A 25,424-nucleotide genomic window follows, 5' to 3' on the forward strand; every position below is an offset into this window, starting at 1 on the left:
GACAACGGTGACACCGACGCGATGTACAACCTCGCCATCGTGTTCGACAAGACCCGAAACCACGATGATGCTTTGGCCTGGTATCAGCGCGCCGCCGAATCTGGGCACACCGACGCCATGCACAACCTCGCCGTCCGCCTTCGCCTTCGTGGCCAGGTTGCCGAGGCGACAGCGTGGTGGCAACGGGCTGGGCATCTTCGCCCACAACGCCTGGACGAAAAGCTGCGAGGTCCGATCACTAGTCATTCCACGGGAGCGCCGCTGCCCGAACTGGGGACGGACCGGCGTGTCATGTTGATAAGCCTCGGGCAGTGGGTCGATGAGCCAGCCTCGTGGGATGAAACGCCCTGGGGCGGAGGTACATGTGCTCGTTCCGGCCATGGTTACTTCGAGGGTATGCCGGAGCGCCAATTGCTCGATTCCGCACGGGTGTTCTGGAAATTCAACCCGAAATCAGCCCGTTGGAAGGACACCCGGTACGCGGTTGTTGCCCATGCCGGCATCACCCGGGCGGCGATCCGCATTGATCGCTACATCGGACCATTCAACGACCGCTACGGGTTTCAGGGAAGCTTGGTAGATGACCCTGACCTCACTGCCGAGCTGGTCGGAAAAGCCGTTCCGCGGCGACAGAACCCAATCACTACCTGGGGCTGAAGGACTATCCGGTTTGGCAAGCAAGGCAATCAAGAGTGACGACCCGGAATTAGTTTCTCAGTGAAGAGCACTGATGTCATGGCACTGACCGACCGCGCACCTGGCTTCGGGGACGCGTTCGGCAGCGCCGCTCCGCATTGTGTTCGCCGGATGTCGCAACACACCCGCGGATCGTCGAGCATCTGAACTACATGAGCCGTATCCGGCTCGGATCGGGCAGCGTGCGAGGTCACCTGTCGGTGTACCGGGCGTACTCGATCCCGCTCAACCAGCCACCCTCGACCCACAGGATGACTTCCCCGACCAGCCTGCCGTCGCGATCGCTCACGTCACCGCTGGCGCATATTCCGTTGGGGTATTCATCCCATAGTTGGCTCCATCCATAGGCGAACAACTGATTAGCGACCGGCGAAACGCCAACACTAGCTGTACAGATCCCTTGTTCCGATCAGCGCGATGTCCGATGCCGATTCTGCAGCGCTCGCCGCATTGTTATTGAACCCGGCACCGCTGAACAGGATCAGCCGAGTATTGCTGGTGTCGTAGCGGCCGGCATCGGCGATGAGGTTGCGGAGGTGCCTGAGGCGGTCGATGTGGGCTTGGCCGATAGTGTCGTTCCACTTCGCTTCGCCGATGGCCAGCAACGGAGGTTTACCGGAATCGCTGAGACCGATGACGGCGACGTCGATTTCGTGGCCGGTTCGGGTCGCGGTGTCGTGGACGACGCCGTGGCCGACCCGAGCCGGTAGCCCTCCGAATATGTCTGGATCGGCATAGTGTAGTGACCATTCACGGCAGATCTGCTCGAAATGAGGGCCGAGTACGTTGCTCGTGAAACGGCGGCGGCTGGCCTGCCACACGCGATGGGCACTTCCAGGACGCTCCAACTGATCCCAGACCGGTCGCATGATGGCGTGGTAGAAGCCGATCAGCGGCTCGGAGATCCGGTACGCGGACCGGTTCTGGCGGAAGACATCAGCATCCCGATGGAGCAAACCCACGTCTTCGAGCACGGTGATCGGGTGGGTGAGGTCAGCCGCCTTGCGTTCGAGATAGCCCGCGATACCTCCCCGTGTCGCATTTCCGTCCGCGACTGCACCGAGCACGGACAGATACAGCGCCGCGTCTCGTAGGTCGGGTTCTTCGGCCAACAGGTAGCGCGGTTCCCGAAACAGCGGAGTCTCCGGATTCAGCACTGTCCGTTCGACCCATGCGTCGAAGTCGTCGGCGTCGGCGGGAACGTCACCGCGGGCGAATTCCCTGCGGTAGGCGGGCGTTCCGCCGACGATCGCGTTCACTCGCACCGCCAGGTGCGGATCAGTGATGCCCCAGAACTCCGCGGCCAGTCGAAAATCGAGCGGTCGGACCAACAACTCCAAACCCGCCCTGCCCCGCAGCGGCGCACTACCCGAGAGCAGCCGGCCCATGAAAGATAACGCGGATCCACAGAGCAACAACCGGGTGCGCGAGGTCGCGCGTTGTTCACGCAGCGGACGGAACGCCTCTTGAATGATCGACGGCAGCTCCGGATTCGCCTTCGCCAGATAGGGAAACTCGTCGATCACCACTGGGACGGGCCGATCGGCGCCCAACGCGAGCAGCGCGTCGATCACCTCCGCCCAGTGTGCGAAGTGAAACGGGCTCGCCGGACGCAGATGCTCGGTCAACGCGCCACTGATCCGCCGCAACGACTCGGCGTCGGCCGCCTCGGTCGCACCGAAGTAGAACCCGCCCGATGCTCGGCAGATCGCCTCGAGCAGGAATGTCTTGCCCTGCCGACGCCGGCCCGACACCACTCCAAGGGTGGCCCCGGCCTGATCATCGGCAACGAATCTCGACAACGCCGCCCACTCGTAATCGCGGTCGAACATATCCAGCGGTTTGTCCACGCTACTCCAGTTTGTAGAAGTGAAGTTTTAAGAACTATATCTCTCAAAACTGCCCAGCGCTCCCGACGCATGAAATCGCCGGTAGAGACCGCAAGGGCACGAGTTCAGGGAGACATTCGTAGCCGACACCTCACCTGGCGGCCCGTGAGGCTGCGGGTCAAGGCTGCGGCGTTTCTGCCCACCGATGCCATAGGCCGGTCCGGCCTGCTTGCGCACTACAGGAGTCGTATCCGGCTCGGATCGGGCAGCGAGTGTGGTCGCTCGTCGGTGTACCAGGCGTACTCGATCCCGCTCAACCAGCCACCCTCGACCCACAGGATGACTTCCCCGACCGGCCTGCCGTCTTGATCGCTCACGTCACCGCTGGCGACTATTCCGTCCGTCGACACGGATGCCGGCGCCGCGCCGGGCTCCACCGCCAGGTCGACGCTGGGCGAGCCAACGCCCCAGGTGGCGACCACCCGCGCATACGGCAGTTGCGTCAGGTACTCACTCGCGCCCGGCACCCCGGACGACAGCAACTTCCTGACGACGTCGACCTCCAGATCGGTCAACGTCCGCGGCGGTACGGGGATGCTCATCTATCTCCTCGGTTGGCGCGCTATGTCTCGGAAGGTAGCGAAGCACCGTCGATGGAGCGACGGCGAACTTCAGGTCGAAAGCGCCTGCTTGATCGCCGCCGAAGTCGCGGTGTTCTCGAGGTCCGCAAGCACGCGAGCTACGCCGATCCGTGCGGGAAGCTCGACACCGACGGCGCTCGATGCGGTATGGGCACCGCGGAGTTTCAGGCCCCAGACGATGTGGCGGCACCACAGCACCGAATAGTCCTCCCCAGCACGCAGTTACGATCGCTATCGATGCATATCGACCTGATGTTCGATTCACTGGACGGGCTGTCCGTAGGAGATGCGCTCGGCGCGGTATTTCCCATTCTGCGCCGGACGATCGAGGACGTTCGGACGGGCCGGCTGACCGGTGGGCCGTGGAACTGGACCGATGACACCGAAATGGCGTGCAGCGTGGTCGCCGAACTGTGTGTCAACGGCGGAATCGGCCAGGATCGGCTGGCCGCCGCCTTCGCGAAGCGGTGCGATCGCGGGCGCGACTATGGATTCATGACCGTCGACTCGTTGCGTCGCATCCGCGACGGCGCGTACTGGCGCGACGTCGCGGCCGCCGCGTTCGACCATCAGGGGTCGTGCGGTAACGGCGCGGCCATGCGGGTGGCGCCACTGGGTGCGTGCTATGCCGGGGATCCGGAGCGGATTGTCGCCGAGGCGATTCGATCGGCTGAGGTGACGCATCTGCATCCCGAAGGTGTGGCCGGTGCGGTGGCGGTGGCAGTGGCAGCCGGTCGCGCGGCGACCGCCCGGATGTCCGGAGTACACTCCGCCCCAGCGGAATTCATCGACGACATCCTCCCCTACATGGACGACGGCGAAACCACTCGGCGGATCCGCCATGCCCGAACCCTGCTCGGCGCACCGATCGAGGTGGCCGCTAACGAGCTAGGCAACGGTTCCCGGGTGACCGCCCAAGACACGGTTCCGCTCGCGATCTGAGCCGCCGCCACACATCTCGGTGACTATCCGGCCGCGATCGCGACCTGCCTGGCGGCGGACGGCGACATCGACACCACCGGCGCCATCACCGGTGGGATCGTCGCCGCCTACACCGGCGCGGGCACCGGACCGGTGACCGGAGTCCCGACGCCCTGGCTGTCCGCACGAGAACCGTTGCCCGCCCGGCTCGACCCGCACCGGCGGGCCCACCCGAAATCCGGGAGGCTGCGCAGGTGGTGGTCCGAAGGCTCCTGAGCTATCGGGGGTGCGGTAGTTGGGTTCCGCGCTGACGACGCGGGGACCGAGTCCGCCGATCACGATCACCAGTCGACGGCAGGAGCGACAAACGGGCCGAGCAACCCGGATCAGTATGCCCCGCGAAGTGGGATGCGCCGGGCACGGCGCGACGGTGAAAGCCCCCGCACCGATGAGTTCGGCAGCGGCGCCCCGTCTACCCCTGCGAACCCCGAACGAGAACGAAGAACGGATACCGCAGATGTCGAACAGCACCCAGAGCACCGGTCGCAGAGTCGCCGCCGAGGTCACCGTGTCGATGGATGGGTACAGCAGCACCGGGCCCGAGGACGATATGAGCTGGTGCATGGACCATATTGTGAGCGGGCAGAGCGAGATCTATTACGAAGGGATCTGGCGGGGTGTGGACACCGCCTTGCTCGGGCGCACGAACTGGGAGGGGTTCACCGCGGTGTGGCCGGGGTTGACCGAGGACCCGGCCAGTTCCGCACGCACCCGCGATCTCGGGCGGTGGTTGGCCACCGTCGAGAAGGTCGTGTTCAGCACGACCCTGGAGCAGTCCGACCTGGACGAGGCCGCATGGACCAACGCCAGGATCGGTCGTGACCTCGAAGCGGAGGTGCGCGCGCTCAAAGAGGCGCCCGGCCGCGACATCCTGGTTCTCAACAGCGCCAGCATCATTCAGCAACTGCTCGCGGCAGGGCTCGTCGACGACCTCTACCTGACCATCGTCCCCACCACCCTGGGCGGCGGACTGCGGCTGCTCCCTGACGACTACGCATCGAGCTGGAAGCTCGCCAGCGCCACCACCTTCCCTGACACCAGCACCATTTCCGTGCATTACTACCGGGGGTGAGACTCCGGCTGGATCACCGGGTGGACTGCTGTTGCATTGCGCCGGGTCGAGGCCACGACGACAGAGGGGCCAGGGTTACATCGGCTGGGGCACCGAACATCAGGAACCCATCGAGCCTGCCATCGGGACAATGCCGGCCAGGGTGTCACCCAGCTCCAAACGGGCCATATCTGCGTCATAGCGGGCCTGCATATTGATCCAGTACATGTCCGACAGATTCAGCGCGCGGGCCAGGCGCAGCCCGGTGTCGGCGGTGATACTGCGGTGCCCGTGCACGATGGCGTTGATGCGGGTCAGCGGCAGCTGGGTGGCCTTCGCCAGCGCATACTGGCTGATACCGAGAGGCTCCAGGAACTCTGTCAGTAGGAGTTCACCGGGATGGGTGGGCTTGAAGTCGGTCATGGCACGCTCCTTAGTGGTAGTCGACGAGTTCCAGCTCGTGTGCGCCTGCGTCCCACCGGAAGCAGAGGCGCCACTGGTCGTTGACGCGGATGCTGTATTGCCCTCGGCGATCACCGGACAGCTTTTCGAGCCTGTTGCCGGGTGACACGCGGAGGTCGTTGATGTTGTCAGCGGCGTCGATCAGCTGCATCTTGTCGCGGGCCTTCTTAGCGAGTTGCCCGTTGATCCGCTTGGTGTAGTGGAGGTTCCATACAGCCTCGGCGTCACTGTCCTTGAAGGAGCGGATCACACCGACAATGCTAACGCACGGCGTTAGTATTGTCATGCGTTACCATCAGGTACACGCTCAGCGAGCGGGCGCGGCCTGCACAGACCGCGCCACCGCGGCCGCCGGCCGGACCCGCCCACCCGGAGACGCCTGACTCAAGGAAGCCCGCCGGCTCGAGCCAGGTCGTGCAGGATCGCCGCGGTGGCGTCGTCCAGCGGGTAGAAGAGCTCGATGGCCAGTTCGGCGAGGGTGACGTCGGAGGGAGCGCCGAAGGTCATGGTGGTGCTGAACATGCGTAGGTCGCCGGCGGCGGTGCGAATGTGGACCGGGATCGAGAACGGGCTCGGGCTCACCTCGTCGATCGGCTCGTCGGGGTCGGCGGGCATGGGATAGCCCGACACCTCGTCGTAGAGATCGCGCAGAGCCGGATCTCCGGTCGCGCGTACCTGCCCGTTCAGCCGCTCCAGCAGATACTTCCGGACCTGGCGGTAGTTGACCATCCGGGCGGGTGACTCCGGCCCTTCCGGGTACAGGGCGATGCGGTACACATTGGGTGGCTCAGCGGCCACCTCGTCGGCGATTGCGGAGCCGAATAATTGCATGCCGCGATTCGCGGTGATCACGTTCCAGTACCTGTCCACCAGCACCGCCGGATACGGTTCGTGCGCCGCGAGCATGGTCTCCCAGGCGGTCCGCGCCGACGCCAGCTCCGCGTCGTCGAGCCGGCTCTCCCGATACTCCGGGGCGAAACCGCCGGCCAGCAATACCGTATTGCGCTCTCGCAGCGGGACATCCAGCGCCGCGCACAGTTTCAGCACCATTGCTCGGCTCGGCTGCGATCGACCGGTCTCGAGGTAGGAAATGTGCCGTGCCGAACTATCGGCGGCAAGGGCGAGCTCGAGTTGGCTCAACCGCCGCCGGAGCCGCCACTGCCGCAACAATGCGCCGACCGGAGAACCCTGGTTGCCCTGACGCACTCCCGAAGACTAGCGATCCTGCCGCCGCGGACCCAATCGGTCGATGACCTGTCGGGTCATTGAGCACGCGGTCGCTGCCCTGGCACCGTCATCGCCGAGCCCATCGGGCCCATCAGGGAGAGGAAGAACTCATGATCGACGACATCACCACCGAAACGGAGCTGCGGGCACTACTGCACGCTCAGCTCGAGGCATGGGCCGCCGCGGACGGCGCCGCCTTCGCCGACACCTTCACCGAGGACGCCGTCTTCGTCTCGGTGATCGGCGAATACATCCCTGGCAGGGCGACAATTGCGGCCACCATGCAGGAAGGGTTGAACGGGTTCATGAAGGGGACCCGGATGCCCGAACCCGAAATTCTGAACCTGCGTTTCCCGGCCCCGGATACCGCGATCCTGATCACCCGATCCGGGCGTCCCCTACCCCCGGGCGCGACACCGGATCCGGACGAGAAGTCGATCCAGACCCGGGTGGCTGTTCGCCACGAGGGGCAATGGCTGTTCAGCAGCTTCCAGAACACCCGCATCGGCGGCTTTCCACCGCCGGTGAACTGACCTCGGCCGTCATCACGGGGTGTAGCGATCCGCCGCTCCAGCGGAGAACGAAGGTCGTTCAGCCTGCCAGCGGGACGATGCCGGCCAGCGTGTCACCCAGCTCCAACCGGGCCATGTCAGCGTCGTAGCGGGCCTGCATATTGATCCAGTACATATCCGACAGGTTCAGTGCGCGCGCCAGGCGCAGGCCGGTATCGGCGGTGATACTGCGGTGACCATGCACGATGGCATTGATGCGAGGCAGCGGCAGCTGGGTGGCCTTTGCCAGCGCATACTGGCTGATGCCGAGGGGCTCCAGGAACTCCGTAAGGAGGAGTTCACCGGGGTGGGTGGGCTTGAAGTCGGTCATGACACCTCCTTAGTGGTAGTCGACGAGTTCTAGTTCGTGTGCACCTGCGTCCCACCTGAAACAGAGGCGCCACTGGTCGTTGACGCGGATGCTGCACTGGCCTCGACGATCACCGGACAGCTTTTCGAGCCTGTCGCCGGGCGGCACGCGAAGGTCGTTGATGTTGTCGGCGGCGTCGATCAGCTGCATCTTGTCGCGGGCCTTCTTGGCGAGTTGTCCGTTGATCCGCTTGGTGTAGCGGAGGTTCCATACAGCCTCGGCATCACTGTCCTTGAAGGAGCGGATCACACCTCAATACTAACGTCCGGCGTTAGTATTGTCACGCGTTACTATCCGGCCTACTGCGACCTCAGCGCACGCTGGCGTCGGGTACGCGGGGTGGGCAGGGGGTGCCGGGGAAGGTGGCGAGTTCGAAATGCCACCACTCGTTGTCGAAGGTCCGGCACAGTCCCCACCGGTACCCGTTCGCTTCCAGCCAACCCGCACCTTCGATCGGGCCGACGTCGATGGCTTCCCCAGTGACGTGGGTGGATTCGCCGGGTGGCAGCACCCAGCGGCGCGCTTCGCCGGGACTGCCGTAGGTGCGCAGACCCTCATCCCAGAGGGCCTGTTGTTCGGCGGGCGTGCGGTAGCCGGAGGTGATGGACAGGGGCACGCCGGCGGCGTGGGCTTCGTCGGCGGCCATGGTGTAGGCCAGGGCCAGCAAGGGGTTCAGGCCCTCGGTGCCTGCTGCGGCGATCGGCCAGACGAGGGCGGCGCCGGACGGCGGCGGCGCGGGCCGGGATGCCGGCGCGGCCTGGGCGGACGGCGCGGCGATGCTCACCGCGACGGCGAGCGGCGCCACCACGGCCGCGATCACCCGCCGCACCGGCAGGCACCTGATCCGTGCTTCGCTCGCTGTCCACATAGCCGTCGATGGTAGCGCGACACGCCGAGAGGCCCAGCTCACGCCCGTGCGAGCGCGACCAGGCAGAACAACTTGAAACAACAACTGTCCACAAGTTTATCCACGTGTTGTGGATCACAATGCCCCAGCGGCAATGGTTTTCACCGTCGCCCGCCTCAAGGGCGTTGACCACTGGGAATGTCGGATTCGGCGGGACGGGAAGGGGCTGCGGCGCAATCCGTTCCACTCAAGATTGTGGTTGTCCACAGCCCATCCCCATCATGTGCATAACCTATGACTCGCCCGAGTCCAGGATGTGGGAGGTCAGACCCGCTCCTTGGACCGGGTGCGCACGCGCAGCGCGATGGGCTTCTGGGTTTCGGCGAAGAAGTCGTTGCCCTTGTCGTCGACGACGATGAACGCCGGAAAGTCCTCGACCTCGATCTTCCAGACCGCTTCCATGCCGAGCTCCGGGTATTCGAGCACCTCGACGTTCTTGATGCAGTCCAGCGCCAGCCGCGCGGCCGGGCCGCCGATCGAGCCGAGGTAGAACCCGCCGTGCTCCTTGCACGCCTTGGTCACCTGCGCGGAACGGTTGCCCTTGGCCAGCATGACGAAAGAGCCGCCCGCGGCCTGGAACTGGTCGACGTAGGAGTCCATGCGACCCGCGGTGGTCGGCCCGAAGGAACCGGAGGCGTAACCCTCCGGGGTCTTGGCCGGGCCGGCGTAGTAGACGGCCATATCGCGCAGGTAGTCCGGCATCGGCTCGCCCGCGTCGAGACGCTCCTTGATCTTGGCGTGCGCGATATCGCGGGCCACCACCAGCGGGCCGGTGAGCGAAAGCCGGGTCTTGACCGGGTATTTCGACAGCTCGGCGCGGATCTCCGACATCGGCCGGTTCAGGTCGATCTTCACCACGTCGCCACCGAGAATGTCCTCGGTCTGCTCGGGAAGGTACTGGGCCGGTTCGGTTTCCAGCTGCTCCAGGAACACACCGTCCTTGGTGATCTTGGCCAGCGCCTGGCGGTCGGCGGAACACGACACCGCGATGGCAACCGGGCAGGACGCGCCGTGCCGGGGCAGGCGCACCACACGCACGTCGTGGCAGAAGTACTTGCCGCCGAACTGTGCGCCGATGCCGAACTCGCGGGTGAGCTGGAAGACCTCTTCCTCGAGTTCGAGGTCGCGGAAGGCGTGGCCGGTCATCGAGCCCTCGGTGGGCAGGTTGTCCAGGTAGTGCGCGGAAGCGTATTTGGCCGTCTTCAAGGCGAATTCGGCGCTGGTGCCGCCGATGACGACCGCGAGGTGGTACGGCGGGCAGGCCGCGGTGCCCAGCGAGCGGATCTTCTCGTCCAGGAATTCCAGCATCCGGGTGGGGTTCAGGATGGCCTTGGTCTCCTGGTACAGGAACGACTTGTTGGCCGAACCACCACCCTTGGCCATGAACAGGAACTTGTAGGACGGGTCGGCCGGATCGCCGGGGTTGGAGTACAGCTCGATCTGCGCGGGCAGGTTGGAGCCGGTGTTCTTCTCGTCCCACATGGTCAGCGGAGCCAGCTGCGAGTAGCGCAGATTCAGCTTGGTGTAGGCGTCGTAGACGCCGCGGCTGATCCATTCGGCGTCGTCCACGCCGGTGAGCACGCCTTCGGACTTCTTGCCCATCACGATCGCGGTACCGGTGTCCTGGCACATCGGCAGGATGCCGCCCGCGGAGATATTGACGTTCTTGAGCAGGTCCAGCGCGACGAACCGGTCGTTACCGCTGGATTCGGGATCGTCGATGATCTTGCGCAGCTGGGCCAGGTGCGCGGGGCGCAGGTAGTGGCTGATGTCGTGCATCGCCTCGGCGGTGAGCATGCGCAGGGTCTCCGGCTCGACCTGGAGGAAGGTGCGGCCGTTGTGCTCGAAGGTGCTGACGCCTTCGGTGGTGAGCAACCGGTACGGGGTGTCATCGGCACCGATCGGCAGCAGGTCTGAGTAGCGGAAGTCCGGCGCGGCGGTCACTGAAGCGCACTCCTTCGGGCAAAGTGTCGGGCTCGGCAACAGCCACGGCTGGACTGAAGCACAGCGAGCCTAACGACCGATCAGGAGCACACACGCGGTTAGGCAACCCTATCCAACGGTGAACCGACTGGGATCGGCCACAAAAGGTTGCACGTTCAACCCCGGTGGTGCTAACTCTCGTTTCAGCAGGTATCGCGCGGTGCGCCGGTGCGCGGACCTGACCCGAACCGCCGGAATTGGAGCACCAACGTGACCGACCCCCACTGGCTCGATGACGCCGAAAAGCGAGCCTGGCTGGGTTTCGTCCGGACCCGCGACCTGATCGCGGCCGCTGTCGGCCGCGATTCGACGCGGGAATCCGACCTCACCTACGTCGAGTATTCGGTCCTCGCCTACCTCGCCGAGGACCCCGAGCACTGCCTGACCTTCGCCGATCTGGCGGCCAAGCTGGAGTGGTCACAGAGCAGGCTCTCGCACCAGATCACCCGGATGGAGCGGCGCGGTCTGGTGACCCGCACGCCCATTCCCGACGATGCCCGGCGCACCGCCGCCCGGCTCACCCCGCGCGGAGTGGAGGTCTTGACGACCGCGGCGCCCGCCCACGTGGAGAGCGTGCGCAGACACATGATCGATGTCCTCGATCGCGAGCAGCTGACAGCACTGGCCGATATCTACGACGTGCTGCTGAAGCATCACCGCGCCTCGAACGGCAAAAGATAGGCCGGCTCACCACGAGTGAGCCGGCCTTTTCGATTGTCAGGCGGGATTCGACACCGCGGCGCCGTGCTCGTTCGCGGCCGGAACGCCAAGGGCGCGTTCGAATCCGGCGGGCACCACGATATCGCTGCGATCGAGGTCGCGGATGCTGGTCTTGCGCAGACCCAGCAGCGCCGAGTCGATGCCGCCGCGCAGGATGTCGAGCACGTTCTCCACCCCGGCCTGCCCGTTGGCGGCCAGGCCCCACAGGTAGGCGCGGCCGATCATGACCGCGCGGGCACCGAGCGCGACGGCCTTGACGACGTCGCTACCGCGCCGGATACCGCCGTCGAGCAGTACCTCGATCTCGGAGCCGACCGCATCGGCGAGCACCGGAAGGGCCCGGATGGCGGCAGGGGTGCCGTCGAGATTGTTGCCGCCATGGTTGGACACCGAAATGGCGGCCACGCCCGCGTCGACGGCGCGGTGGGCGTCGTCGACGCGCATGACGCCCTTGAGCATGACCGGGCCGTCCCACTGCTCACAGATCCAGCGCACATCGTCCCAGTCGGGCGCTGGGGTGCCCATCCATTCGCCGTAGGCGCCGAAGAAGCCGGGCGCGGGCGCACCACCGACGGCCATGTTGGGCGCGGTGAGGTCGGGCAGCTTGCCCGAACGCACATACGCGCTCAGCCAGCGCGGTTTGGCCAGCGTCTGCGGCGCGAACTTCATCATGGTGCGCAGGTTCAGCGACTCCGGGATGACCGGGCTGCCCCAGTCGCGGCCGTGCGAGAACGACCAGTCCAGGGTCAGGATCAACCCGACCGCGCCCGCGGCCTCGGCCCTGGCCATGCGCGCGGAGATCTCGTCCTTGCTGCCGCACCAGTACAACTGGAAGAAGGTCGCCGGGTTGGCCGCGATCACCTCTTCGATCGGCTTGCTGGCGAATGAGGACAGTCCCATCGCGGTGCCGCGCGCGGCCGCGGCGCGGGCGACGGCCACCTCACCGTCGGGGTGCACGGCCTGCACGCCGGTCGGCGAAATCAGTACCGGCATCGAAATATGCTGTCCCAGTACGGTGGTCGACTGATCGCGCTCCCCGATCGGCCCGGCGACGTGCGGGGCGAAACCCAGTTCGGTGAAGGCGGCCTGGTTGTCCTCGATGGTCTGGCCGCGTTCGGAGCCGGCGATCAGCGCGCCGTACACCGATGTCGGCAGCCGCTTCTTCGCGCGCCGCTGCGCTTCGGCGACGGTCTCGAACCACGGGTTCATGGCTGGGTCCTTTCGGGGGAGGTCACCGGCCACCACAGCCGGGTCTGGTCGGTCAGTTGGTCGATCAGGTCGGTGAGCAGCGCGGCTCCCTCGGCGGCGGTCGCTCCCGCCGGATCACCGAGCACGCCGTTGGCGCTCACCGCGCGCACTCCCCCGCTGCGCAGCAGCGGCAGGATCTGCGGCAGCGGCCGGGTATCGCCGGCCTCGGCCCGTTCGGTGCGCACCCGGTCGGGCGAAAGCGCCAGTTGCAGTGCGGTTTCGGTGCGTCCGGCGTGCGGATCGCCGTCGTAGCGCGGCAGGAACAGGCGCACGTCACGGGATTCGGTGCGCAGCAACTCCTCGGCCCGGCGCAGCGGTTCGACATTGCCGCCGTGCCCGTTGACGAGCACGATCCGGTCGAAGGAGTCGGTGGCCGAGCGGCACAGCTCCACCGTCAGTAGTTCCAAGGCGGCCGCGCCGATGGACAGCGTGCCGGGAAAGCCTGCGTGCTCGCCGCTCGAGCCGTACGGCACAGCGGGTGCGACGAGCACATCCGAGCGTCGCGCGGCCAGGCCGGCGCACAGGGCGAGCGCGATATCGGCATCGGTGGACAGCGGCAGGTGCGGGCCGTGCTGTTCGGTCGAACCGATCGGCACGGCCAGGATCACACCGGCGGCGACATATTCGCCCGCCTCGCTCCATGTGAGATCCGCCATCATGGCGCCGACATTAACGTCACTCACTGACATAATCAATAGGCCGCCGGGCCGCATAATCAATAGCCGTGACGGCACACAGCACCCGGGGACGCCCGCGCGGCACCAGCAAGCGCGAGCTCGAACTCATCGCCATGCGGCTGTTCAGCGAACAAGGCTTCGATGAGACCACCGTCGAGCAGATCGCCGCCGCCGCCGGCGTCAGCGGGCGCACCTTCTTCCGTTATTTCCCCAGCAAGGCCGAGGTGCTCTGGTATCAGTTCGACGCCGAGGTGCAGGCCCTGCGGGAGGCGTTCGCCACCGTCGACCCGGACATCCCGATGATGACGGCCGTGCGCCGGGTGGTGGTCAACGCCAACCGCTACCGCGCCGAGGATGTGCCGGAACTGCGCACCCGCATGCAACTGGTCGCGACCGTGCCAGCGCTGGCCGCCACCGCGGGCGCACACTACGACGCCTGGGAGCGCACCGTCAGCTCCTTCGCCGCCGCGCGCCTGCGCCAGCCCGAGGACGCGCTGATCCCGATGGCCGTCGGACGCGCGACCCTCGCCGCCGCCCGCGCGGCCTTCGATGCCTGGCTGACCCGGGCCGATACCGATCTCACCGTCTACCTCGACGAGGTGCTCGAGGCCCTGGAACACGGCTTCGCGCCGCAGTCCGCGGCCGGCGGTGACCGACACCACGACGCGGCAGCACGACCTGGTGGTTTCGACGGCACGACGGCTGGGGTATGACTAGGCTCGATATCGGCACGCCGCCGAGCGCAACCAAGGCCGTCCAGCACGGCCCGACAGACCCGTCGAAAGGGGCACGAGTTTCCATGTCCGAGGTGTCCATGAGCCTTTCGGCGGACTCACTGGCCGCAGGACCGGTCGACAATCTGCTTCCGCAGCTGGTCGAGCACCTGCGTCAGAACCGCACCGTGCTGCGGGAAGAATGGGCGCGCCGCATCACCGATGCCCGCCTGCTGACCGCCATGACGCCGGAGGAGATCTTCTCCGAGGCCACCTCGATCTTCGACAACTACGTCGAGGTCCTCGAGACCGGTAGCGTCGAAGCGCTGCAGGCCTACGCGCGCGACCTGTCCGAGCGCATCATTCCCCGAGGCGTCGAGACCGACGAGATCCTCGGCATCGTGCTGCTGCTGCGCGACGTGCTGGCCCGCTCCCTGTTCGAGAAGTACCAGTCCAACTTCGAACTGCTCAACGACGTCCTCGACGCCTACGAGCCGGCCGCCAACCGCATCGCCAACACCGTGGGCGTCTCCTTCGTCCAGGAGCGCGAACGCGTCATCCGCCAGCAGCAGGAAGCCATCCGCGAGCTGTCCACCCCGGTGCTGCAGGTCCGTGAGCAACTGCTCATCCTGCCGATCATCGGTGTGCTCGACAGCCAGCGCGCCCGCCAGCTCACCGAACAGCTACTGCGCGCGATCCGGGCCAACCGCGCCAAGGTGGTCGTCATCGACATCACCGGTGTGCCCGAAATCGACCAGACCGTCGCCAACCACCTGGTGCAGACCGTGGACGCCTCCGGTCTGATGGGTGCCAACGTCATCATCACCGGCCTGTCCTCGGACATCGCGCTCACCCTGGTGACCATCGGCCTCGACCTGTCGAAGATGAACGCCGTCGGCGACCTCCAGGGTGGTATCGAGGAGGCCGAACGGTTGCTCGGCTACGAGATCTCCCGCGTCTCCGAGCGCGGCGGGCGTTGATCAGCCGCCCATGCCGGTTCCGATTCTCAAACAGGGCACATATCTCATCGCGTCGGTGCAATCGGCACTGACCGATGCCGATACCGAGCGTCTACAGGACGACCTGATGACCCAGGTCAGCAAGTACCGGGCGCACGGCATCATCGTCGATGTCACCGCGATCGACGTGATGGACTCCTTCGCTGCCAGATCGCTGCGCACCATCGCGCATATGACGCAGTTGCGCGGCGCCCAGACCGTCATCGTCGGGCTGCAACCCGAAGTCGCGTTCGCCATGGTCCAGCTCGGCCTCACCTTCGAGGATATGCACACGGCCCTCGACCTGGAAGAGGGCCTGGCCTGGCTGAACAGCAATGTCCCTGCCCGGCGGCGAGACGGTCGTGACAGTGGCCGCTGAGGACAGAGTCATCGCGGTGAAAATGTCCAACGACATCGTCACCGCTCGTCAGGCCGGACGTGAACTGGCAGAACAACTCGGCTTCTCCCTCACCGACCGCACCATGATCTCCACCGCCATCTCCGAGGTCGCGCGCAACATCACCAGCTACGCGGGCAGCGGCGAGATCCGATTACTCGTCGACGAACGCGAGGGCCGCCAGGCCCTTGTGGTGCAGGCCAGCGACAACGGTCCGGGCATTCGCGATATCGCCCGCGCCATGGAAGACGGTTACTCCACCGGCCTCGGGCTCGGACTCGGGCTGCCCGGCGCCAAACGACTCATGGACCGGCTCACGGTCGACTCGGGCCCCGGACGCGGCACGTTGGTGGAGATGTGGAAGTGGGTACCCAACGGTGCATGATGACGGGTTCATCGGCCGGATCGAATGGGCCGTTGCCGGTCGCGCCTTACCCGGACAGCAGATCTCCGGCGATCGGTGCGTCGTGCTCGATACCGGCGACGGGAGCGCGCTGTTCGCCGTCCTGGACGGGCTCGGCCACGGCCAGGCAGCCGCGTCCGCGGTCGACCGCGCAGCCCGCGTGCTCGCAGATCACCGCCGCGAACCGCTGGACGAGCTGATGGTGCTGTGTCATCGGGCCATGGCCGACACCCGCGGTGCCGCGGTATCGCTGGCGCTGTTCGGCGCGGATTCGGTGCAGTGGCTCGGCGTGGGCAACGTCGACACCCATTTGTTCACCGCCGGCCCCACCGGCCCCGCGATCAGCGCGACCGTGCTGCAGACCGGCGGCATCGTCGGCTACCGGCTGCCACCGCATCTGCAACCGCAGACCGTCGCGGTGCGGCCGGGAGATCTGCTGCTGATGTCGACCGACGGCGTCGTCATCGATTCCGGCACCAGCATCGACCTGTCGACCTCGGCCGTCGACATCACCGCCGCGCTGCTGGACAACAACGCCAAAGCCAGCGACGACGCCCTGGTCCTGGCGGCCAGGGTGCGTGGCGTGAACGGAACCTCATGAGCGGTGGGTGCCGACGATGAGCACGGTCCTTGCCGCCTTCCTCGACGACTACGCCGACGCGCTGCGGCGCCATCTGCGCTCCCCCGCCCACGACAGCCTCGCCGAAGGCCATGAGCTGGGACGGCGGGCGCTGGTCGAGGGCATCAGCCTGCTCGACCTCACCGAGAACCACTACCGGGTCGTCAAACAGGTGCAGGCCGAGGCGGGCGCGCCGGGCACGAGCACGCTCGAGGAATCCGCACTGGAATTCCTGCTGCAAACCCTGATCACCCTCGACGTCGCCACCCGCGGCTACCTCGACGGCACCCGCCGCTATGAGCAGCAACGTTCGCGCGCCGACGATCTGGCCGGACGCGACGAGTTCCGCACCGCGCTGGTGGAATCGCTGCAGGACGGGTTCTTCGTCGCCGATGCCAACGGCACCATCATCGAGGTCAATTCGGCCTTCGGCGAATTGACCGGGTACGGCGCCAACGAGGTTCCGTACGCGTTGCCGCATCCGTGGTCGCTGCCGGAGGGGCAGCGCTATCCCGACCTCGGGACCGCAGCGCTGCGCTTCGTCACCCAGATCCGTCATCGCGACGGCCGCGACCGCTGGCTCGCGGTCAGCACCAGCACGCTGGTCAAGCCCGAAGGCAACGAACGCATTTTCGTCGGCACCATTCGCGACGTCACCGCCGAACACGACGCCCAGGCCCGCGACCAGGCGGCCTCGCGGCTGGCGACGGCGGTGGCCTCGGCCATCAGCGTCGCCGAGGTGCTCGAGGTCGGCCTGGACGAGCTGCGGCGCACGGTCGGCGCGGAGACCGCGGTGGTCGCGGTCTGGCCCACCCGGCAGGGCGAGCCGGAGGTGTATGTGTCCGGCGCGGCGGTGGACGCCGAACCCGATGCCGTCGGCGAACCGCAGCCGGTGCAGGTCCTGGCGCCGGAAACCCGCGGGCTGCTCGAGCGTGCCAGGCTGCGGCCCGGTCGCACGCTCATCGCGGTACCCGAGGGCGCCGATCGGGCCGAGGGCATCGTCGCCCCGCTCGGTGAGACCGCCGACGCCGCACTGTGGCTGCGCTTCGCCGCGCCGCGCGTCGTCGGCGCCGCCGACTGGACACTGTTCTCGCTGCTCATCGGTCACCTCAGCCTGGCCGTGCAGCGGGCACGGAACTTCGACCAGGCCCGTTCCACCTCGCTGACCTTGCAGCGTGCCATGCTCGGCCCGATCGAGCTGCCGCCGCGGTTCTCGGTGCACTACGAACCGGCACTGCCGCCGCTGGAGATCGGCGGCGACTGGTACGACGTGGTGCCCTTGAATGACGGCACCATCGGCGTGGTGGTGGGTGACTGCGTCGGCCGTGGCCTGTCGGCGGCGGTGGTGATGGGCCAGCTGCGCACCGCCGCACGCGCCCTGCTGCTGCGCGGGGCCGGTCCGGCGCAGCTGCTGGCCGAACTCGACACCGTCGCCGCCCGGATCCCCGGCGCCATGTGCACCACGGTGTGCGCGGCCGTGCTCGACCCGGTCCGCGGCCTGGTGCGCTACAGCAACGCCGGCCATATGCCGCCCATCCTGGCCGATGTGGGCGTCACCGGGCGGATGCTGGAGGGCGGCCGCGCGGTGCCGCTGGCGACCTTCGACATGCCGCGACGCCCCGAGGCGACGACACCGTTGCCCCCTGGCTCCACGCTGGTGTTGTTCACCGACGGGCTGGTCGAACAGCGCGGGGTCGACATCTACGACGGATTCGATCAGATCGCCGATGTGCTGGCCGAGACCCATGAGCGGCTGCCGCACGAAGTGGCCGACGCGGTGCTGTCGCGGCTGCGCCCGGCCGGCGGCTACGACGACGACGTCGCCATGGTCGTCTACCGGCAGCCGCCCACGCCGCTGCACGTCGAGGTGCCCGCCAGAGCGGAACAGCTGTCGATAGTGCGGCGCACCCTCAAAGCCTGGCTCACCGCTGCCGCCGTGCCGCACGATCTGGCCTCCGACCTCGTCGCCGCCGCCAACGAGGCGTGCAGCAACAGCATCGAGCACGCCTACCGCGACACCGGATCGGGCGTGGTCGAGCTGAGTGCGCGCTGCGATACCGAGAAGGTGGAGATCCAGGTCACCGACACCGGCAACTGGAAGCCACAGTCGGCCGATCGCGGGTACCGTGGCCGGGGACTGGATATGATGCGTGCGCTCACCGAAGAGCTCGACATCGACCACAGCGGGTCCGGTACCAGGGTGCGGATGTCGGTGACGTTGCCGGCGATCGCTTTCCCGGTGGCCAACCCGCTACGTGGAACCAACCGACAGGTATCCGGGTGACGATTCGGCAGGATCGCCCGGATCATGGCAGATTGTGATGATGTGACAAACACTTCCGGAGACGCGTATCCCCTCACCGACACGATGACCACCACCGTCGCCACCCGCGACGGGGCCACCGTGCTCACGGTGACCGGGGAGGTCGACCTGGCCACGGCACCCGCCCTGGAGAATGCGATCGACGCGGCCCTCGGCAGCGAGCCCGCGGGCCTGATCATCGACCTGACCGCGGTCACCTTCCTGGCCTCGGCGGGCATGGCGGCCCTGGTCGCCGCACACCAGCGCGCCGGTGACACCACCGCGATCGCGGTGGTCGCCGACGGCCCCGCCACCAGCCGTCAGCTCAAGATGACCAGCCTCGACCAGGTGTTCGCGCTGCACACCACGCTGGACGCGGCCCTGGCCGAACTGCGCGGAGGCAACTGACCCCACCACACCACGGGCCCCGCACCGACGACGAGTCGGCACGGGGCCCGTGTGCATGCGCGCCGGGCCCGTCCCGGGGACGGGCCCGCCCGCGCGATCAGTCACAGAGTGAGCGCAGCTGCTCGATCAGCCGGACGCGCTCGGCCGGAGTGGCCGCCATCGGGACCACGTTGAGCACCGTCACACCGGCCTCGGCGAAGGCGGCGACGCGCTCCTTGACGAAGCTCGCCGGGCCCACCAGCGAGATATCGCGCACCAACTCGTCGGGCACCACCTTGGCCGCCTCGTCCTTCTTGCCGGCCAGATACAGCTCCTGGATGCGGTCGGCTTCGGCGCCGTAGCCGTACTTGGTGGCCAGGGTGTGATAAAAGTTCTTGCCCTTGGCGCCCATGCCGCCGATGTAGAGCGCCAGATGCGGTTTCACGAATTCCAGTAGCGGCGTGACGTTCTCACCGATGGCCAGTGCCGGGCCCGCGTACACCTCGAGGGGGCCGAGGGCCGGATCACGCTGGGCCAGACCGGCCGAGAGCGCATCGCCCCACACCTTCTCGGCCTGTTCGGGCAGGAAGAAGATGGGCTGCCAGCCCTCGGCGATCTCTGCCGCCAGCTGCACGTTCTTCGGACCGAGCGCGGCCAGCAGCACCGGAATGCGTTCGCGCACCGGATGATTGATCAGCTTCAACGCCTTGCCGAGGCCGGTGCCGCGCTCGGCGGGCAGCGGGATCTGGTAGTACTTGCCGTCGTATTCGAGCCGCTCGCGCCGCCACACCTTGCGGCAGATCTCCACCAGTTCCCTGGTGCGGCCGATGGGCGCGTCGTAGGGCACGCCGTGGAAGCCCTCGATCACCTGCGGTCCGGAGGCACCGAGGCCGAGCACGAACCGGCCGTCGGAGACGAAGTCCAGGCCCGCGGCCGTCATCGCGGTCAGGCTCGGGGTACGGGTGTAGAGCTGCAAGATGCCCGAGGCCAACTGGATGCGCTCGGTCTTGGCGGCCAGATACCCGAGGGCGCTCACCGCGTCGAAGGAGTAGGCCTCCGGAACGAACACGACGTCGAGGCCCGCCCGCTCGAGATCGGCGACCTCGGCCGCGACCTCCTTGAAGCCCCCCGAATAATTGATACCCAATCCGATCCGCATAGCACTCAACATAGCCACGGCTATCGCACCGCCTGCCACCGGCCACACCCGCATCGCGGTAGCGTGGGTGCGCCCCGCCGTAGCACAACGAAAGGCCACACCGCCGTGTCGCAGCCGTCCACCTCGCATCCGGATCTCGCGCCGAGCTTCGCCGACGCCACCGTCGCCGGATATCTGGCCGATCTGGCGGCCAAGGTGCCCGCGCCCGGCGGTGGCGCCGTCGCCGCCCTGCACGCCGCTCAGGGGGCCGCGCTGATCGCGATGGTCGCCCGCTACACCACCAGGGCCAAAGACGCCGAGCACCGTCCGGTCGTGGACCGGATCATCGAGGCCGCCGACGCGGCTCGCCGGCGCGCCCTCGCGCTCGCCGACGCCGACGCGGCCGCGTTCACCGCGGTGGGCGCGGCCTACAAGCTGCCCAAGACCACCCCCGAGGAGACCGAGGCGCGCGGCGCGGCCATCACCGCGGCGCTGATCGAGGCCGCCCGGGTGCCCGCGGCCGTGGTCGACGAGGCCGACGAGGTGCTGTCGCTGGCCGCCGAGCTGCTGCCGATCGGCAACCCCAATGTGGTCACCGACATCGGTGCCGCCGCCGATGCCGCCCGCGCGGCCGCGACGAGTTCGCGACTCAATATCGAGATCAACGTCGGCTCGCTGTCGGCCGAGGACGGCGCCGCTTTCGCGGCCGCTCTCGGACGGATCGAGGCCATCACCGCCCGCGCGGACGCCCTGCACGCGGATGTGCTGCACGCCGTGCGCGGCTGAATTCCGGCATCGCCTTTCCCAGCCTCGGCCCGGCTGCCACGGCGGCCGGGCCGACGCGCGTCCGGAGTACCCAGAAATAGGTAGCTCACACATAGCCAGCACGGCTTAAAACCGCTAAACGAACCTTTCGAGGTCACGGTCGAGCCCGCTCGAAAGGCACCGGCTCCCACCACAACTGCACTGTAGACGCACGATTCGGCGAATATTCCGGCACAGAAACCTCCTTCCACCTGCGAACTGCCGAGTAGGTAACTGAGTGCGCGTACACTGGGCCGCGGTCACGTGATACGCATCACTTCACGGATCGATTTCAGGCTTCACCTGCTTTGTGCGTCACCACGAGTCACCAGCGCGATCGGCAGCCGCAACGGCTGCCGTAACTGATAGCTCGAGCTCGACATGCAGGAGGTAACGGTGAGGATCGGGTACATCACGGCGCCCCCGGCGCTCGAACCGGAACTGGACCGCGAGACGGAACAGGAATCCAGGATCGACGTCATCACGGTGCGCCAGGTCGTTTCCAACATCGCGGACTGCTCGGCCGATCCCGGCGAGCTGACCGTGGGTCAGGCACGCCGCGCCCATGACATCCACCGCTACTGCTCACCCGAGTGCCTGGTTCTACGCCGAGCCAGGTACACCCTGAACGCGACGGCAACCGGCCGCGCGGCGTTCACGCTGGCCCCGGATCGGGCGGGAGCCGGCGCCGTGTAGATCACTCCACGACGTCTCGGGCATTCGTCTGTTGTCCGTGCAGCAGTGCACTGCTGCCTGCTTGCGCCGCACCCCTTCGGCGCCAGTGATTTTCGTTGCTATCAGCTCCACCCATCGGCCGACGGCCACGTTCCGCGCGGGCGGCGGCCACTGTTGAGGAGGGTTTAAGTTGAGCACCATTTTCACCCACGAAACCACCGATTCCGACTCCGACATCCTGGGTCGAAAACCCGGCAGCGACGCGTTGAACGGCGCCGCCCGGCACCGGCCACTGAGCATCGTTCTCGTCGCTCCCCCCTATTTCGATGTCCCGCCCGCCGGATACGGCGGAGTGGAGGCGGTGGTGGCCGAACTCGCCGACACTCTCGTCGCGCGCGGCCACCAGGTCACCCTGCTCGGCGCCGGAAAGCCGGGCACCGCAGCGGAATTCATCCCGGTATGGGATCGCATCCAGGCCGACCGGCTCGGCGATCCGTTCCCCGAGGTGGTCAACGCGCTCAAGGTCCGTCGCATCATCGAGGAACTGGCGCGCAGCAGGCCCATCGACATCATCCACGACCACACCTTCGCCGGCCCGCTCAACGCACCCGCCTATGAGGCACTGGGCATTCCGACCGCCGTCACCGTGCACGGGCCGGTCGACGGCGATATGTCCGACTACTACGGCGCACTCGACGAACACACCCGGCTGGTCGCCATCAGCGATCGCCAGCGCGCACTGGCCCCATCGTTCAACTGGATCGCCCGCGTGCACAACGCCTTGCGGCCGAGCGAATGGCCGTTCCAGGTGGAGAAGAAGGACTACGCGCTGTTCCTCGGCCGCTATGCCTCCTATAAGGGCCCGCACCTGGCTCTGCATGCCGCGCACGAGGCCGGTATTCCGTTGATCCTGGCAGGCAAATGCAATGAGCCGCCGGAAAAGGCGTTCTTCGCCAAGGAAATCGAGCCGCTGCTGACCGAACGCGATCACGTCTTCGGCGAGGCCGACGCGGTGGCCAAGCGCAAGCTGCTGGCCTCGGCGCGCTGCCTGCTGTTCCCGATCCGCTGGGAGGAGCCCTTCGGCATCGTGATGATCGAGGCCATGGCCTGCGGCACCCCGGTGGTGGCGTTGCGCGGCGGCGCGGTCGAGGAGGTGATCGTGGACGGCGTCACCGGCATCATCTGCGACGACCCGGCAGAGCTGCCCGCCGCCATCGCCAAGGCAGGCGATCTGGATCCCTACGCCTGCCGCAAGCGCGTCGAAGAACTTTTCGGTGTCGATCAGCTCGGCGCGGGCTATGAGGCGGCCTATTACCGCATACTCGAAGCGTGGGACGAATCCCATCGCCCGGCAGATGAATTGACCACCGTCGAGCTCCGGCGCAGCGGCCTGCTCGGTCTGCGCGCGGACAACGGCACGACACCGGCTTGGAGTCGAGCATGAGTGAGCCCCTCAGGGTCCTCAATTCCGGTCAACCCGCCGCCGTCAACGGCGGCGGGGGGACCATCACCCTCGTCGAAGCGAGCACTTTCTGCCTGTCCGATCAGCTCGGCGATATCCATTCGGGGACCTCGCAGGGCTTGTTCTATCGCGACGCACGGGTGATCTCGCGGTGGGAGCTGCGGCTGGACGGCCAAGCGGCCGAACAGCTCACCGTGCTCACCCCCGAGGCGTTCAAGGCGCGGTTCATCATGCGCAAGCAGCCGCGCCAGGGCATCGCCGACAGCACGGTGCTGGTCGTGCGCAAACGCATGATCGGCCAGGGGCTCAAGGAAGCGATCATCGTGCAGAACCTCGGTCACGAGGACACCGCGATCACCGTGACCCTGTTCGCCGACGCCGATTTCGCCGACTTGTTCGCGGTGAAGGAGGGCCGCAAGCATCTGGGCAGCGCCGAGGCCCAGTCCGTCGACGGCGAACTGCACCTGATCGATCACACCGATCCCGGCCGCGGCGTCACCATCAGCGCCACCGGCGATCCGGTGATGCTGCCCGGCACCGTCACCTGGCAGGTGGTGGTGCCCGCGCACGGGCAGTGGAAGACCGAGATCCTGGTCCAGCCGGTGGTGGCGCATCGACGGGTGCAGATGGCCTTCGGTGACGATGAGGACAGCCCGATCAGCAGGCTCAAGGCCTGGCGGGCCACCGCGACCGATCTGACCGCCACCGATGCTCGGCTCACCCAGGTGCTGCAACGCACCGAAAGCGATCTGGGCGCCTTGCGCATCGACGGCCGCGGCGACGGATCCCCGGCCTATGTGGCGGCGGGCGCGCCCTGGTTCATGACCCTGTTCGGCCGTGACAGCCTGCTCACCTCGTGGATGGCGCTGCCGTTGGATTCGGCGCTGGCGGTCGGCACGCTGCGCCAGCTGGCCAAACTCCAGGGCACCAAGGTGGAACCGATCACCGAGGAGGAGCCGGGCCGGATCATGCACGAGATGCGCCACGGTCCCGCCGGTGGTCAGGTGCTCGGCGGCGAGGTGTACTACGGTTCCATCGACGCCACCCCGCTGTTCGTGATGCTGTTGGCCGAATGCTGGCGCTGGGGCGCCGACGAATCGGTGATCCGGGAGCTGCTGCCCGCCGCCGACGCCGCGCTGGCCTGGATCGACGAGTACGGCGACGCCGACGGTGACGGCTTCATCGAATACCGCCGCAAAACCGACCGCGGCCTGACCAACCAGGGCTGGAAGGACAGCTACGACGCGATCAACGACGCCAGCGGCCACCTGGCCGAGCCGTCCATCGCGCTCAGCGAAGTCCAGGGCTACGCCTACGCCGCACGGCTGGCCAGGGCCGAACTGGCCGACCATTTCGGCGACCACGAGACCGCGGTGCGGCTACGCGGTCAGGCCGAGGACCTCAAGTCCCGGTTCGACGAGGCGTTCTGGGTGGCCAAGAACGGCTGGTACGCGATCGCGCTGGACGGCCACAAACATCAGGTCGACGCGCTCACCAGCAACGCCGCCCAATGTCTGTGGACCGGGATCGTCGCCGACGAGCGCGCCGCCGAGCTGATCGACAAGCTCGCCGATGCCTCGATGGACTCCGGCTTCGGATTGCGCACCCTGGCCGCCACCATGGGCGCCTACAACCCGATGAGCTACCACAACGGCTCGGTGTGGCCGCACGACACCGCCATCGCGGTGGCCGGTTTGCAGCGCTACCGCCATATCCCGGGTGCCAGCGAGCTGGCCGAACGGCTCACCACCGGCCTGCTCGACGCCGCCGCCGAGTTCGGTGGCCGGCTACCGGAGTTGTTCTGCGGCTTCGGCCGCGCCGAATTCCGCTCCCCCATCCCGTACCCGACGTCCTGCTCACCGCAGGCGTGGGCCAGCGCGGCGCCGCTGCTGCTGGTGCGCTCATTCCTCGGACTCACCCCGTGCGTGCCGAACCGGCGGCTCATCGTCACTCCGCGACTGCCGCGGCGCTGGGGCAAGCTCGCGCTCACCGACATGCGGCTCGGGCCCGCCACGGTTACCCTGCACGCGGAGGGTTCGGAAATTCACGTGCACGGCCTACCCGACGATTGGCAGTTGGTGACGGAATAGCCGCGGCGCGTCGCGTAACGAGCAGGCAACGGCCGGTGTCGAAGTTGATCATGCGCGCCTAGACTGGACTTCTGCCCACCACACCGTCTCGAA

General features: G+C 67.2%; 28 protein-coding genes and 1 pseudogene. 16 read left to right on the plus strand and 13 right to left on the minus strand.

The window, feature by feature from the left end:
• Positions 1-657, plus strand: a 657-nt coding sequence (locus RJ05_RS14045; protein ID WP_036537617.1) for a tetratricopeptide repeat protein, incomplete at its 5' end; no start/stop codon positions are given.
• 422 nt (positions 658-1,079) lie between these two features.
• Here the strand turns inward: RJ05_RS14045 and RJ05_RS14055 are convergent.
• The 3 genes from RJ05_RS14055 to RJ05_RS30890 form a co-directional block, all read right to left on the minus strand.
• Entirely contained in the window at positions 1,080-2,270 is a 1,191-nt protein-coding gene (locus RJ05_RS14055; protein WP_249040555.1) for an AAA family ATPase, read from the minus strand.
• Positions 2,271-2,761: 491 nt separating this feature from the next.
• Positions 2,762-3,127 (minus strand): hypothetical protein, encoded by a 366-nt coding sequence (locus RJ05_RS14060; protein WP_036537619.1) that lies wholly within the window; start codon positions 3,125-3,127, stop codon positions 2,762-2,764.
• Between the two features lie 69 nt (positions 3,128-3,196).
• Positions 3,197-3,364, minus strand: coding sequence for a hypothetical protein (locus RJ05_RS30890; protein WP_156090824.1), 168 nt, complete (start codon positions 3,362-3,364; stop codon positions 3,197-3,199).
• A 54-nt stretch (positions 3,365-3,418) separates the two neighbouring features.
• Between RJ05_RS30890 and RJ05_RS14065 the strand changes: the two are divergent.
• A pseudogene (locus tag RJ05_RS14065) lies at positions 3,419-4,363 on the plus strand (ADP-ribosylglycohydrolase family protein).
• 241 nt (positions 4,364-4,604) lie between these two features.
• The gene (locus tag RJ05_RS14070) at positions 4,605-5,219 is read left to right on the plus strand and encodes a dihydrofolate reductase family protein (protein ID WP_036537620.1); all 615 of its coding nucleotides are present in this window, start codon (positions 4,605-4,607) and stop codon (positions 5,217-5,219) included.
• 99 nt (positions 5,220-5,318) lie between these two features.
• Here RJ05_RS14070 and RJ05_RS14075 read toward each other — a convergent pair whose 3' ends face one another.
• The 3 genes from RJ05_RS14075 to RJ05_RS14085 form a co-directional block, all read right to left on the minus strand.
• On the minus strand, positions 5,319-5,621 hold the full coding sequence (locus RJ05_RS14075; protein WP_036537621.1) for a HigA family addiction module antitoxin: 303 nt from the start codon (positions 5,619-5,621) through the stop codon (positions 5,319-5,321).
• Positions 5,622-5,631: 10 nt separating this feature from the next.
• Positions 5,632-5,910, minus strand: coding sequence for a type II toxin-antitoxin system RelE/ParE family toxin (locus RJ05_RS14080; RefSeq protein ID WP_036537622.1), 279 nt, complete (start codon positions 5,908-5,910; stop codon positions 5,632-5,634).
• 134 nt (positions 5,911-6,044) lie between these two features.
• A complete protein-coding gene (locus tag RJ05_RS14085) occupies positions 6,045-6,866 on the minus strand; it encodes a helix-turn-helix domain-containing protein (protein ID WP_036537623.1) in 822 nt (273 codons plus the stop codon).
• 131 nt (positions 6,867-6,997) lie between these two features.
• On the opposite strand from RJ05_RS14085, the gene RJ05_RS14090 reads away from it, so the two are divergent.
• The gene (locus tag RJ05_RS14090) at positions 6,998-7,420 is read left to right on the plus strand and encodes an SgcJ/EcaC family oxidoreductase (protein ID WP_036537624.1); all 423 of its coding nucleotides are present in this window, start codon (positions 6,998-7,000) and stop codon (positions 7,418-7,420) included.
• A gap of 58 nt (positions 7,421-7,478) precedes the next feature.
• Here RJ05_RS14090 and RJ05_RS14095 read toward each other — a convergent pair whose 3' ends face one another.
• The 4 genes from RJ05_RS14095 to RJ05_RS14110 all read right to left on the minus strand — a co-directional run bounded on the left by RJ05_RS14095 (position 7,479) and on the right by RJ05_RS14110 (position 10,659).
• Positions 7,479-7,769: a HigA family addiction module antitoxin gene (locus RJ05_RS14095; protein ID WP_036537625.1), complete on the minus strand. Its 291-nt coding sequence runs from the start codon at positions 7,767-7,769 to the stop codon at positions 7,479-7,481.
• Between the two features lie 9 nt (positions 7,770-7,778).
• Positions 7,779-8,057 (minus strand): type II toxin-antitoxin system RelE/ParE family toxin, encoded by a 279-nt coding sequence (locus RJ05_RS14100; protein ID WP_036537626.1) that lies wholly within the window; start codon positions 8,055-8,057, stop codon positions 7,779-7,781.
• 61 nt (positions 8,058-8,118) lie between these two features.
• Positions 8,119-8,676, minus strand: coding sequence for a M15 family metallopeptidase (locus RJ05_RS14105; RefSeq protein WP_051016564.1), 558 nt, complete (start codon positions 8,674-8,676; stop codon positions 8,119-8,121).
• 303 nt (positions 8,677-8,979) lie between these two features.
• Positions 8,980-10,659: a fumarate hydratase gene (locus RJ05_RS14110; RefSeq protein WP_036537627.1), complete on the minus strand. Its 1,680-nt coding sequence runs from the start codon at positions 10,657-10,659 to the stop codon at positions 8,980-8,982.
• Between the two features lie 249 nt (positions 10,660-10,908).
• Here RJ05_RS14110 and RJ05_RS14115 point away from each other — a divergent pair, with 249 nt between their 5' ends.
• On the plus strand, positions 10,909-11,379 hold the full coding sequence (locus RJ05_RS14115) for a MarR family winged helix-turn-helix transcriptional regulator (RefSeq protein ID WP_036537628.1): 471 nt from the start codon (positions 10,909-10,911) through the stop codon (positions 11,377-11,379).
• 36 nt (positions 11,380-11,415) lie between these two features.
• On the opposite strand, the gene mftD is transcribed toward RJ05_RS14115, so the two are convergent.
• Both mftD and mftE read right to left on the minus strand, forming a co-directional pair.
• Positions 11,416-12,627, minus strand: coding sequence for a pre-mycofactocin synthase MftD (mftD, locus tag RJ05_RS14120; protein ID WP_036537630.1), 1,212 nt, complete (start codon positions 12,625-12,627; stop codon positions 11,416-11,418).
• Entirely contained in the window at positions 12,624-13,325 is a 702-nt protein-coding gene (gene mftE / locus RJ05_RS14125) for a mycofactocin biosynthesis peptidyl-dipeptidase MftE (protein WP_036537631.1), read from the minus strand. The genes mftD and mftE overlap by 4 nt, the downstream gene beginning before the upstream one ends.
• A gap of 65 nt (positions 13,326-13,390) precedes the next feature.
• Here mftE and mftR point away from each other — a divergent pair, with 65 nt between their 5' ends.
• The 7 genes from mftR to RJ05_RS14160 all read left to right on the plus strand — a co-directional run bounded on the left by mftR (position 13,391) and on the right by RJ05_RS14160 (position 19,183).
• Positions 13,391-14,056, plus strand: a complete 666-nt coding sequence (gene mftR, locus RJ05_RS14130) for a mycofactocin system transcriptional regulator MftR (RefSeq protein ID WP_036537633.1) — start codon at positions 13,391-13,393, stop codon at positions 14,054-14,056.
• Positions 14,057-14,142: 86 nt separating this feature from the next.
• Positions 14,143-15,036, plus strand: a complete 894-nt coding sequence (locus RJ05_RS14135) for an STAS domain-containing protein (protein ID WP_014351608.1) — start codon at positions 14,143-14,145, stop codon at positions 15,034-15,036.
• Positions 15,037-15,046: 10 nt separating this feature from the next.
• Entirely contained in the window at positions 15,047-15,433 is a 387-nt protein-coding gene (locus tag RJ05_RS14140; protein WP_014351609.1) for an STAS domain-containing protein, read from the plus strand.
• A gap of 22 nt (positions 15,434-15,455) precedes the next feature.
• Entirely contained in the window at positions 15,456-15,836 is a 381-nt protein-coding gene (locus RJ05_RS14145) for an anti-sigma regulatory factor (RefSeq protein WP_036537652.1), read from the plus strand.
• Positions 15,829-16,455, plus strand: coding sequence for a SpoIIE family protein phosphatase (locus RJ05_RS14150; RefSeq protein ID WP_036537635.1), 627 nt, complete (start codon positions 15,829-15,831; stop codon positions 16,453-16,455). The genes RJ05_RS14145 and RJ05_RS14150 overlap by 8 nt, the downstream gene beginning before the upstream one ends.
• Positions 16,456-16,471: 16 nt before the next feature.
• Positions 16,472-18,757, plus strand: a complete 2,286-nt coding sequence (locus RJ05_RS14155) for a SpoIIE family protein phosphatase (RefSeq protein WP_036537636.1) — start codon at positions 16,472-16,474, stop codon at positions 18,755-18,757.
• Positions 18,758-18,841: 84 nt separating this feature from the next.
• Positions 18,842-19,183, plus strand: coding sequence for an STAS domain-containing protein (locus tag RJ05_RS14160; protein WP_036537637.1), 342 nt, complete (start codon positions 18,842-18,844; stop codon positions 19,181-19,183).
• Positions 19,184-19,280: 97 nt separating this feature from the next.
• On the opposite strand, the gene RJ05_RS14165 is transcribed toward RJ05_RS14160, so the two are convergent.
• Complete coding sequence (locus tag RJ05_RS14165) at positions 19,281-20,321, minus strand: LLM class F420-dependent oxidoreductase (RefSeq protein WP_036537638.1); 1,041 nt, start codon at positions 20,319-20,321, stop codon at positions 19,281-19,283.
• 105 nt (positions 20,322-20,426) lie between these two features.
• Between RJ05_RS14165 and RJ05_RS14170 the strand changes: the two genes are divergently transcribed.
• From RJ05_RS14170 to RJ05_RS14185, 4 genes are all read left to right on the plus strand, one after another.
• Positions 20,427-21,086 carry a cyclodeaminase/cyclohydrolase family protein gene (locus RJ05_RS14170; protein ID WP_081597321.1) on the plus strand — a complete coding sequence of 220 codons (660 nt, stop codon included), beginning with the start codon at positions 20,427-20,429 and terminating at the stop codon, positions 21,084-21,086.
• A gap of 414 nt (positions 21,087-21,500) precedes the next feature.
• Positions 21,501-21,800 (plus strand): hypothetical protein, encoded by a 300-nt coding sequence (locus tag RJ05_RS14175; RefSeq protein WP_104898064.1) that lies wholly within the window; start codon positions 21,501-21,503, stop codon positions 21,798-21,800.
• Between the two features lie 217 nt (positions 21,801-22,017).
• Positions 22,018-23,223, plus strand: a complete 1,206-nt coding sequence (locus RJ05_RS14180; RefSeq protein WP_051016569.1) for a glycosyltransferase family 4 protein — start codon at positions 22,018-22,020, stop codon at positions 23,221-23,223.
• Positions 23,220-25,331, plus strand: a complete 2,112-nt coding sequence (locus RJ05_RS14185) for an amylo-alpha-1,6-glucosidase (protein ID WP_036537640.1) — start codon at positions 23,220-23,222, stop codon at positions 25,329-25,331. The genes RJ05_RS14180 and RJ05_RS14185 overlap by 4 nt, the downstream gene beginning before the upstream one ends.
• Positions 25,332-25,424 lie beyond the last annotated feature (93 nt).

The organism is Nocardia cyriacigeorgica NBRC 100375, assembly GCF_000308555.1.
Classification (GTDB): Bacteria; Actinomycetota; Actinomycetes; order Mycobacteriales; family Mycobacteriaceae; genus Nocardia; species Nocardia cyriacigeorgica.

Bases quoted from the DNA above. Each gene is read 5' to 3' on its own strand.
- RJ05_RS14060 (WP_036537619.1), bottom strand. From the start codon at position 3,127: ATGAGCATCCCCGTACCGCCGCGGACGTTGACCGATCTGGAGGTCGAC.
- RJ05_RS14070 (WP_036537620.1), top strand. From the start codon at position 4,605: ATGTCGAACAGCACCCAGAGCACCGGTCGCAGAGTCGCCGCCGAGGTC.
- RJ05_RS14075 (WP_036537621.1), bottom strand. From the start codon at position 5,621: ATGACCGACTTCAAGCCCACCCATCCCGGTGAACTCCTACTGACAGAG.
- RJ05_RS14090 (WP_036537624.1), top strand. From the start codon at position 6,998: ATGATCGACGACATCACCACCGAAACGGAGCTGCGGGCACTACTGCAC.
- RJ05_RS14095 (WP_036537625.1), bottom strand. From the start codon at position 7,769: ATGACCGACTTCAAGCCCACCCACCCCGGTGAACTCCTCCTTACGGAG.
- RJ05_RS14105 (WP_051016564.1), bottom strand. From the start codon at position 8,676: ATGTGGACAGCGAGCGAAGCACGGATCAGGTGCCTGCCGGTGCGGCGG.
- mftD (WP_036537630.1), bottom strand. From the start codon at position 12,627: ATGAACCCGTGGTTCGAGACCGTCGCCGAAGCGCAGCGGCGCGCGAAG.
- mftE (WP_036537631.1), bottom strand. From the start codon at position 13,325: ATGATGGCGGATCTCACATGGAGCGAGGCGGGCGAATATGTCGCCGCC.
- RJ05_RS14135 (WP_014351608.1), top strand. From the start codon at position 14,143: ATGTCCGAGGTGTCCATGAGCCTTTCGGCGGACTCACTGGCCGCAGGA.
- RJ05_RS14140 (WP_014351609.1), top strand. From the start codon at position 15,047: ATGCCGGTTCCGATTCTCAAACAGGGCACATATCTCATCGCGTCGGTG.
- RJ05_RS14145 (WP_036537652.1), top strand. From the start codon at position 15,456: ATGTCCAACGACATCGTCACCGCTCGTCAGGCCGGACGTGAACTGGCA.
- RJ05_RS14155 (WP_036537636.1), top strand. From the start codon at position 16,472: ATGAGCACGGTCCTTGCCGCCTTCCTCGACGACTACGCCGACGCGCTG.
- RJ05_RS14160 (WP_036537637.1), top strand. From the start codon at position 18,842: ATGACCACCACCGTCGCCACCCGCGACGGGGCCACCGTGCTCACGGTG.
- RJ05_RS14165 (WP_036537638.1), bottom strand. From the start codon at position 20,321: ATGCGGATCGGATTGGGTATCAATTATTCGGGGGGCTTCAAGGAGGTC.
- RJ05_RS14185 (WP_036537640.1), top strand. From the start codon at position 23,220: ATGAGTGAGCCCCTCAGGGTCCTCAATTCCGGTCAACCCGCCGCCGTC.